Here is a 9,269-nt window from a genome sequence, read left to right as displayed (position 1 = left end):
TGGACATGTTCCTACGCGTTACTCACCCGTCCGCCACTGACATTGCTGCCCGTGCGACTTGCATGTGTTAAGCATGCCGCCAGCGTTCGCTCTGAGCCAGGATCAAACTCTCAAGTTCATCCACCAAACCAGGACAAAACCCAGTCCAGCAAATGCTCAGATGACCAGACTCCGCTCACCATTCTCGACGAAAAAACATCCCCCATCATCACACGCTCACCACGTGCAACAACAGAAGACATCAACATGTCTTCCAAAAGACAGATGCAGTTTTCAGAGAACAACCCGAAGCACTCCGGCCCGGTCCAACCTATTTAGTTCAGCCTCACCAAGACGTCAACCCCAAATACTTCAGAAACTCTCAGAAGCACTCGGCGAATTCTTAGAGAGAACCAAACCTCACCAGCGGGAGCGGCGATGTAGACCCGCACGACACCCATGACAAGAGGGTTCCGCGATGGGACGCAAGATTTTTGCGGGGCGTCCGACCGGCAGGGCCTGGGTATGTCAGCCATATGGTGCGGCAGGCCCCGGATATAAAGAAGGTCAGCGCGCCCCTGGCTTTCGCAGCGCCATGGCATCGGTCAGGTGCAGGCGCATCTGAAGGGCCGCCCTATCCCGGTCGCCGGCCTGGAGGGAATCGAGGATGGCCAGATGTTCGCGGACGGAAACACCCACGCGCTCGTCACCTAGTCGCCAGGAGTAGTTGGCCAGGGTCCGCAGCCGGTTCTGCTGCACCACCGCGGCCGCGATGAAGCGGTTGCCCGAGGCCTCGGCCAGGCCGGCATGGAATTCGGCATTGATCCGGAAGAAGGCCACAGCGTCGTCGTCACGCCAGGGGCGGTCCAGGAAGCCCTGGTGCTCGCGCCGCATCTGGGTGGCGAAGCCCGGTGGCAGAGTGAAGCCGGGCTCCAGCAGCGCCGCCGGCTCGATCAGCAGGCGGAAGCGGTAGGAGGCGGCACGCTCCTCGGCCGAGGCGAAGCCGGCGGTGAAGCGCCAGCCATGGCCCCGGTTGCGGCTGACCACCCCGGCCTCGGCCAGCTGGGCCAGGGCCTGGACGACCACGCCGCGCCCCATGCCGAGATGCTGGGCGAGCTGGCGCTCCGACACCTCGTCCCCCACCGTGCCATCGGCCCGGCCCCGGGCAATGGCCACCAGCAGCCGCGCCACCCCGGTCTCCTCGCCGCCGGGCTGAAGGGCCTCCGGGGCCAGGTCCAGGGAGCATAGCCGGACGGAGCGCCCCTCCGTCCGCACGGCGCCCAGCTCCTCAAGCAGCGCGATCGCGCCGTTCACGGGGGTGCGGGACACGCCCAGTGCCTCCGCCAGGGCCGGGCGGCTCAGCCGCTCCCCCGGGACCGCCCCGCGCTCCCGCAACAGATCCAGGATGTCGCGCGCCAGGTTGCGGCGGAGCGGCGTGGGGGTCTGTTCCGTCACGTCGGGCGGGGTCCGGTCATGCGCGGCGGCATAGGGACCGCCGCCCGGCTTGGGAAGGCGTGGGGGTCACCCATCCAGGCGGGGCGTCGCATCCAGCAGGGCACGGGTATAGGGGTGCTGGGGCGCGTCGAAGATGGCGTCGCGCGGGCCCTGCTCCACGATGGCGCCGTCCTGCATCACCAGCACGCGGTCCGCCACCTCCGCCACCGCGCCCAGGTCATGGGAGATGAAAAGGCAGGCGAAGCCGCGCTCGGCCTGCAGGGTGCGGATGAGGGTGAGGATCTGCTTCTGCACCGTCATGTCCAGCGCGCTGACCGGCTCATCCGCTACCACCAGCGCGGGGCGGCGGACGATGGCGCGGGCGATGGCCACGCGCTGCCGCTGCCCGCCGGAGAGCTGGTGGGGGAAGCGCCGGTCCATTCCCGGCAGGCCCACGGCGTCGAAGGTCTCGGCCACGCGGGCGGCCCGCTCGGCGGCACTCAGCCCGGGTTCGTGGCGCAGCGGCTCGGCCACGATCTCCCCGATGCGCTGCCGGGGATCGAGGGAGGAATAGGGATCTTGGAAGACAATCTGGCAGGCGAGCCGGAAATCCCGCACGGCACCGCCCGCCCCCCTGGTCACATCCTGCCCCCGGAACAGGAGCTGACCGCCGCTGGGCTGCACCAGACGCAGCATGGCGCGACCAAGCGTGGTCTTGCCCGATCCGCTGCCGCCCACCAACGCCACCGTCTCCCCCCGCTCAATGGCAAGATCCACCCCTCTCACGGCGCGCTTGCCGGGAAGGCGGCGGAAGAGGCGGGTTCGGCCGGGGTAATCCACCGTCAGGCCGCGGGCCTCCAGCAGCACCTCCGAAGGCATGCGGGGCGGGCGGGGCAGGCGCTGCGGCATGGCCGAGACGAGGAGGCGCGTATAATCCTCCCTTGGGGCGGAGAGCAGACGGCGCGCGGGCCCCTCCTCCACCACCCGGCCGCGCTGCATCACAAGGGCACGGTCGGCATAGCGGGACACCAGGCCGAGATTATGGGTGACGAGCAGGACGGCGGTGCCGTTCTCCCGCGCCAGCTCCACCATCAGGTCCAGCACCTCGGCCTGGGCGAGGTTGTCGAGCGCGGTGGTCGGCTCATCCGCGATCAGCAAGCGGGGCCGGGGCAGCATGACCGCGGCGAGCATGATGCGCTGGCGCATGCCGCCGGAAAACTCATGCGGATAGGCGCGCAGGCACCCCTCGGGATCGGCGATCTGCACGCGCCGGAGCATGGCGATGCAGGCCGCGCGCTGCGCCTCGGGGCTCAGGCCGCTGTGCAGGGCCAGGGCTTCGCCGAGCTGGGCGCCGATCGTCATGGCGGGGTTCAGGGAAACCATCGGCTCCTGGAACACCATGCCGATGGCGCCGCCCCGCAACTCGCGCAACCGGGTGGGAGTGACGCGGGCCAGGTCCTCCCCTTCGAGGCGGATGGCGCCGGCGGCGCGGGCCAGGCCGGGCGGAAGCAGGCCGAGGATGGCGCGCCCCGTCGCGGTCTTGCCGCTGCCGGACTCTCCAACCAGGGCCAGGATCTCGCCCGAGGCGATGCGGAAGGAGACATCCTGCACCACCGGAAGGCCTGCGGCCTCCACGCGCAGCCCTTCGACCAGGAGGAGGGGCTCGGCGTCCCGCGCCCGGACCATGGGGGCGCTGTCCAGGGCGAGGCTCATTGCGGGCGGCTCCGCGGGTCCAGATGGTCGCGCAGCGCATCGCCCAGCAGGTTCACGCCGAGCAGGGTGAGCGCGATGCAGGCGCCGGGAGCAAGGCTGAGCCAGACGGCGGTTTCGAGATAGGGCCGCGCGGCGGCGAGCATGTTGCCCCAGGTGGGCGCGGGCGGCGGCACGCCGAGGCCGAGGAAGCTCAGCGCGCTTTCGGCCAGGATCGCCCAGCCGAACAGGCTGGTCGCCAGCACGATCAGCGGGGAAACCGTGCCCGGCAGCACATGGCGCCACATGGTATAGGCGGCGGAGTTGCCGATGGAGACGGAGGCCTCGACAAACTCCCGCTCCCGGATCGAGAGCACGGAACCGCGCACGATGCGCGCCACGGTCGGCGTATAGGCCAGGCCCAGCGCCGCCACGATTCCCCATTGGCTCGGCCCCATCACGGCAAGAAGGCCGAGGGCCAGCAGGATGCCGGGAAAGGCGAGCAGTGCGTCATTCACCAGCATCAGCATCCGGTCCACCCATCCCCGGGTGAAGCCGGCGACCAGGCCGATGGCGCTGCCCAACGCCACCGCCACAAGCACGGTGAGCGCGGCGACGAGGCAGGAGGTGCCGGCCCCCGCCATGAGGCGACTGACCACGTCCCGCCCCACCTCGTCCGTGCCCAGCCAATGCGCGGCAGAGGGCGCGTTCAGCCGCGCGCGCATGGCGATACGAAGCGGGTTCTGGGGTGTCCAGACATAGGAGGTGATGGCGGTGCCGAGCACCAGCGCCATCAGGGTTCCGCCGATCAGGGCGTTCAGGCGCAGGCGCATGCCCGGCTCCTATTCCGCGGCCACACGGGGGTCGAAAAACGGGTAGAGAAGGTCCACCAGCAGGTTCACCAGCACATAGATGGCGGCGACGAAGAGCATGGTCCCCTGCACGACAGGATAGTCCCGCGCATAAATCCCATCCACCATGAGCCGCCCGAGGCCGGGGATGGTGAACACCGTCTCGATCACCGCGATGCCGCCCAGCAGATTGCCCAGCACGATGCCAAGCAGCGTCAGGGTGGGGCCGAAGGCATTGGGCAGGACATGCCGGCGCAGCACGGTGGATTCCCGCAGCCCCTTTGACCGCGCATGGGCGACATATTCCAGCCGCAGCACGTCGATGGCCGCGCTGCGGGCCATGCGGGTGAGCACGCCGGTTTCGATCAGCGTCAGCGTGACCACGGGCAGCGCGATATAGAGCAGCGCGGCCCAGGGATCCTCGCCGAAGCCCACATAGCCCACCACCGGCACCCAGCCGAGCTTCAGCCCGAAGAGGAGCAGCAGCAACAGGCCGAGCCAGAAGCTGGGGATGGAGAGCAGCAGCGTCGCGCCGCTCACCACCGCCAGATCCAGGCTGCTGTTCTGCTTCCAGGCAGCGATGGTGCCGAGCGGCACGGCGATCGCCGCCGCCAGCGCCACCGCCACCAGCACGATGGAGGCGGTGACCTGGAAGCGCTCGATGATCAGCGGCAGCACCGCCTGCTCATTGGCCAGCGAGCGGCCGAGATCGCCCTGGAGCGCGGCGCCGAGCCAGCGGATGAACTGCACGGGCAGGGAATGGTTCAGCCCCATGCTCTCCCGCAGCGCCTCGAGCTGGGCGGCATCCGCCGCATCGCCCAGCATGAGCTGCGCCGGATCGCCCGGCACAAGCCGGAGCAGGGCGAACACCGCGAGGGCGACGAGAAGCAGGGTGGGCAGCGCCATGCCCAGCCGCTTCAGCGCATAGGTGGCCGACATTCCCCGCTCCTCAGTCGCGCGAGACGTTCCAGAGGCGGGTCTGGCCCGAGGACCAGGGCTGCACGCCCCGCACATTCTGGCGGAAGGCGACGTAATCCGGCTGGTTGTAGAGGATGATCATCGGCACCTGGGCCATGAAGAGCCTGTAGAGCTCATCGAAAATGGCCTGGCGCTCGGCCTGGTCCGTCACGCTCATGGAGCGCTGGATCAGGGCCAGGGCCTGCGGGTCCTCCCACACCTTGCGGGGCTGGGTGTCCTTCGGGCCCGAGATCATCTCATAGGACAGGGAGGGATCGAGGCGTGGGGAGTAGATGAAGGACATCGTCTGGTAGTCGCCGCGCGTGTAGCGGTCCAGCTGCGTGGCCCAGTCCATCACCTCCAGCTCGATCTTGATCCCGGCATCGGCCGCCATGGCCTGGGCCGTGACCGCCGAGTCATAGACATTGGGGTAGCGGCGGTTGGTGATCATGCGGATCGTCTGGCCGCGATACCCGGCTTCCGCCAGCAGGCGCTTCGCCGCCGCGATGTCGCGCGCGGGGCGGCCGGCCTGGGCTTGGCTGCGGTAGGGGCTGGCGCTGGGCAGCGGGGAAGCGTTGGGCTGCGTATCCTGGCCCAGGATGCCGGTGACAAGTTCCGGCACATCCAGCGAAAGCGCCAGGGCGCGGCGGATGCGCTCGTCCTTCAGCAGGGGATCGCGGGTTTGCAGCAGCAGCGCCGTCACGCCCATGCTCGGCGCCGCCACCACCGAGACGTCGCGGCGGGCGCGCAGGTCGGGCAGCTCCGGAGAGGGCACGTCGGTCAGCACATCGACATTGCCGGCCAGGAGCGCGGCCTTGGCCGCCGAGGAATCGGGGATGATGACGAAGCGCAGGCGTGGCATCAGGGCGCGCTTGCCGCCTGCGAACCCGTCCCGCTCACCGGGAAGGGATGCATAGCCCTCGAAGCGCTCCAGCTCGACATATTGTCCCCGGCGCCACTCGCCGAGGCTGTAGGGACCGGTACCCACGGGCTTCACCCATGCCCCATCCGCGCCGACGGAGCTGGGATGCAGGATGCCGGTGCTGCCGCAATCCGGGCGCGCGATGGTGGAGAGGAACAGGGCGGCCGGCTTTTCCAGCGTGATCGTCACGCTGCGCGCATCGGGCGCCGCCATGTCGGTGATCTTCGCCAGGCCCGAGCGGCCGTTCAGATCCGGCAGGCAGCGCCACTGCGTCGCCGGGTCCATGTAGCGGCGCAGGCTCCACAGCACCTCGGCGGAGGTGAGCGGCGCGCCGTTGTGGAAGGTGACGCCCTGGCGGAGGGTGAAGCTGTAGGTCAGCCCGTCGGGCGAGACATCCACCTTCTCCGCCAACATGGGCACGGGGGCCGCGCGCTCGTTCAGCGCGACCAGCCCCTCCACCACATGCATCATCACCGTATCGGTGTTGAAGTCCCGGTTCCCGCCCGGCTGGGTGCTGCGGATGTCGGAGTTGAGCGAGGCGCGCAGGGGCGCCTGCGCGGCCGCGGGAAGGATCGACAGCGCGGCGGCAGCGAAGCCCGCCAGGAAGGAATGAATCTTCATGCGGCCTTTGCCTCAGCGTTGGGGAACAGCTCGTAGCGGGTGAAATGCCGGTTCAGCGCGGGGAGCGGGGCCACCTCCAGCACGCCCCGGGCCGGCTGCATCACCAGCATGGCCACGGTGGCGGAAAGATTGCCCGCGGAATTCAGGCGCGGCGGGCGGCACACGGCCCAGGGGGACTGGTAGTCGTCGAAAAGGGCATCCTTCACCGCCTGCACGTCCAGCCCGCCCTTCCGGGCCTCCAGCAGCTGGCGCACGCGCATGTCGCGGTACAGGCTGTCCGGCGTGGTGGCCACGCCGGCATCCTTCAGCTTCGAGAGGGCAACGGGGCTGATGAAGTGGTTGGCATGCACGATCAGCCCGTTGGTCGCATGCACCTGGAAGGTCTCGTCCGGTGCGCATTCGAAGTTGATGGCGATGCCGCCGGCCTGGCTGACGATGACATTGTTGGAAGCCGACTTCACCGTGGCATAGACGGATTGGAAGGCCTGGGCGACGAACTCCTTCTCCAGCACCTTCCGGCGGATCAGGGCGAGCGGCACGCCCAGGCTGCGGTAGTCCCGGTCGCTCTGCAGGTAGTTGGCGGTGATGGCGATGCCGGCGGCGTTCAGCCCGGCGCGGGCCAGGCCACCCGCTTCCACGAAGGTGAGGATATCCGGCCCGTCATCGCGCCGGATGCGCAGCACCACGCAGGTTTCGGCGCATTCCGACTTCCAGTCCCAGTTCTGGGCATGGATCAGCGAGCCATCGGCCGAGGCCTCCGGCAGCACCACCACGCCGGTGCAGCCATCCGGATCCTTCTTCGCCGTCGCCTGGCGCTTGCCGAGCTGCAGCACCTCCGTGCGGGCATTGATGAGGACGATGTCCTCGAACGCCACCTCAGCCCCGGCGGCGATGCCGCGCATCTCGGCGATGTAGTCGGGGTCGAAGGCCTCGATCCGCGGCAGGAAGTCCCGCGCCCAGCCATGGACCTTGTCCACGCCATGCCCGTCGGCGGCGAGCTGGGCGGTGTAGTGCTCGATGCTGCGGTGGATGCGCCGCGCCGCCTGCCGACCGTAATCGCGGCCACGCTGCTCGGGGGAGCCGCGCAATTCGATGAGGGGAAAGGGTTCAACCGTCATATCTGTCCTGCCGCCTGGACTTTGGCGATCCAAAGTGCAAGCATCCTGCATCGCCCCAGGGGAAAGCTCAAGGCGAATGATGCGGCCGATGCATATTGCCGGGAGGACGGCGCAGCCCCGCGCGAAAGCCGGGGCCACGGCACCCCGGCATGCATTTTGGAGGCCGGAGCAGAGCATCGGGGGCCAGAGAAGGCGCCGCAGGGTTGCGCGCGCCCTGCCCCATCGCGTCCAGGCCCGCGGTGGCCCGGCCGAGGCCGCGCTCCGCGGCGCCCGGGCCCTGCCACCCCTTCCCTTCCCCCTCACCGGAATAGCCGGACCATGAACGACTTCTCCTTCGACACCGCCCCGAATTCCCTCGACGCCTACTGGATGCCCTTCACCCCCAACCGGGCCTGGAAGCGGGATCCGCGCTTCGTCACCCGCGCGCAGGGGATGCATTACGTCACGCCGGAAGGGCGCCAGGTGCTGGACGCCATCGCCGGGCTCTGGTGCGTGAATGCCGGCCATACCCATCCGAAGATTGTCGAGGCGATCCGTGCCCAGGCGGGCCAGCTCGACTTCGCCTCCTCCTTCGGCCTCGGCCATCCGGCAGCCTTCGAATACGCCAACAGGCTGACCGAAGTGGCGCCGGAGGGCTTCAACCGCGTCTTCTTCACCAGCTCAGGCTCCGAGGCGGTGGACACGGCGCTGAAGCTGGCCCTCGCCCATCATTCGGTGCGCGGCGAAGGGCAGCGCGTGAAGCTGATCGGGCGGCAGCGAAGCTATCATGGCGTGAATTTCGGCGGGCTCTCCGTGGCTGGCATCGGGATGCAGCGGAAGCATTACGGACCGCTCCTGCCCGGCGTTTCCCACCTGCCGCACACGCATGATCCTGCGCGCAACGCTTTCAGCCGCGGCAGGCCGGAGCATGGGGGAATCGCCTTCGCGGAGGCGCTGGAAGGAATCGTGCAGGCGCAGGACCCTTCCACCATCGCGGCCGTGATCGTGGAGCCGGTGGCGGGGTCGAGCGGCGTCTTAGTGCCGCCGGTCGGCTACCTGGAGCGGCTGCGCGAGATCTGCGATCGGCACGGCCTTCTGCTGATCTTCGACGAGGTCGTTACCGGCTTCGGCCGCCTCGGGGCGCCTTTCGGCAGCCAGGCCCTGGGCGTGATGCCGGACCTGATCTGCTGCGCCAAGGGCATGACGAACGGCGCCGTGCCCATGGGCGGCGTCCTGGCGAACGACCGGGTGGCCGCCGGCCTGATGTCCCAGCCCGAGGGCGTGGCCGAGTTCATGCACGGCTACACCTATTCGGGCCACCCGCTCGCCGCTGCCGCCGCCATGGCCACCCTCCAGGTTTATCAGGAGGAAGGCCTGTTCCAGCGCGCCGCCGACATTGCTGGCACCTGGGAGGCGGCGGTGCATGGCCTGCGCGACGCGCCGGGCGTGACCGATATCCGCAATATCGGCCTCCTCGCCGCGATCGAGTTCGCACCGCAGGGCGACAAGCCCTCCCCCGCGCGCGCCGTCGCTGCGCGCTGCTTCGACAAGGGCGTGCTGATCAGGGCCGCGGGGGATTCACTGGTGCTCTCGCCGCCGCTCATCATCTCGGCGGACCAGATCGACGAGATCGTGGATACGATCCGCTGGGCAACACAGGCTGGGTGAGGCGCCACCTTCCCCAGGCCCCCTCCACCGGGGTGGCAGCCTCCACCCCGG

General features: G+C 69.1%; 7 protein-coding genes and 1 rRNA gene. 1 reads left to right on the top strand and 7 read right to left on the bottom strand.

Annotated elements, in window-relative coordinates; genetic code table 11:
- From J8J14_RS14285 to J8J14_RS14255, 7 genes are all read right to left on the bottom strand, one after another.
- Positions 1–118, bottom strand: a 16S ribosomal RNA gene (locus J8J14_RS14285); the annotation flags it as partial.
- 428 nt (positions 119–546) lie between these two features.
- Positions 547–1,434 (bottom strand): GntR family transcriptional regulator, encoded by an 888-nt coding sequence (locus J8J14_RS14280; protein ID WP_209380194.1) that lies wholly within the window; start codon positions 1,432–1,434, stop codon positions 547–549.
- Positions 1,435–1,500: 66 nt separating this feature from the next.
- The gene (locus tag J8J14_RS14275; RefSeq protein ID WP_245215772.1) at positions 1,501–3,126 is read right to left on the bottom strand and encodes an ABC transporter ATP-binding protein; all 1,626 of its coding nucleotides are present in this window, start codon (positions 3,124–3,126) and stop codon (positions 1,501–1,503) included.
- On the bottom strand, positions 3,123–3,935 hold the full coding sequence (locus tag J8J14_RS14270; RefSeq protein WP_209380193.1) for an ABC transporter permease: 813 nt from the start codon (positions 3,933–3,935) through the stop codon (positions 3,123–3,125). The genes J8J14_RS14275 and J8J14_RS14270 overlap by 4 nt, the downstream gene beginning before the upstream one ends.
- Positions 3,936–3,944: 9 nt before the next feature.
- Positions 3,945–4,892, bottom strand: a complete 948-nt coding sequence (locus J8J14_RS14265; protein ID WP_209380192.1) for an ABC transporter permease — start codon at positions 4,890–4,892, stop codon at positions 3,945–3,947.
- Between the two features lie 10 nt (positions 4,893–4,902).
- Complete coding sequence (locus J8J14_RS14260) at positions 4,903–6,453, bottom strand: ABC transporter substrate-binding protein (RefSeq protein ID WP_209380191.1); 1,551 nt, start codon at positions 6,451–6,453, stop codon at positions 4,903–4,905.
- Positions 6,450–7,571: a C45 family autoproteolytic acyltransferase/hydolase gene (locus J8J14_RS14255; RefSeq protein WP_209380190.1), complete on the bottom strand. Its 1,122-nt coding sequence runs from the start codon at positions 7,569–7,571 to the stop codon at positions 6,450–6,452. Before J8J14_RS14255 ends, J8J14_RS14260 begins: the two co-directional genes overlap by 4 nt.
- Before the next feature lie 318 nt (positions 7,572–7,889).
- Here J8J14_RS14255 and J8J14_RS14250 point away from each other — a divergent pair, with 318 nt between their 5' ends.
- The gene (locus J8J14_RS14250; RefSeq protein WP_209380189.1) at positions 7,890–9,218 is read left to right on the top strand and encodes an aminotransferase class III-fold pyridoxal phosphate-dependent enzyme; all 1,329 of its coding nucleotides are present in this window, start codon (positions 7,890–7,892) and stop codon (positions 9,216–9,218) included.
- Positions 9,219–9,269 lie beyond the last annotated feature (51 nt).

Origin of the sequence: Pararoseomonas baculiformis (genome assembly GCF_017813395.1) — a bacterium.
In the GTDB taxonomy this organism is placed as follows: domain Bacteria; phylum Pseudomonadota; class Alphaproteobacteria; order Acetobacterales; family Acetobacteraceae; genus Roseomonas; species Roseomonas baculiformis.
This window is presented reverse-complemented; position numbering and strand designations above follow the sequence as displayed.

Bases quoted from the DNA above. Each gene is read 5' to 3' on its own strand.
- J8J14_RS14275 (WP_245215772.1), bottom strand. From the start codon at position 3,126: ATGAGCCTCGCCCTGGACAGCGCCCCCATGGTCCGGGCGCGGGACGCC.
- J8J14_RS14270 (WP_209380193.1), bottom strand. From the start codon at position 3,935: ATGCGCCTGCGCCTGAACGCCCTGATCGGCGGAACCCTGATGGCGCTG.
- J8J14_RS14265 (WP_209380192.1), bottom strand. From the start codon at position 4,892: ATGTCGGCCACCTATGCGCTGAAGCGGCTGGGCATGGCGCTGCCCACC.
- J8J14_RS14260 (WP_209380191.1), bottom strand. From the start codon at position 6,453: ATGAAGATTCATTCCTTCCTGGCGGGCTTCGCTGCCGCCGCGCTGTCG.
- J8J14_RS14255 (WP_209380190.1), bottom strand. From the start codon at position 7,571: ATGACGGTTGAACCCTTTCCCCTCATCGAATTGCGCGGCTCCCCCGAG.
- J8J14_RS14250 (WP_209380189.1), top strand. From the start codon at position 7,890: ATGAACGACTTCTCCTTCGACACCGCCCCGAATTCCCTCGACGCCTAC.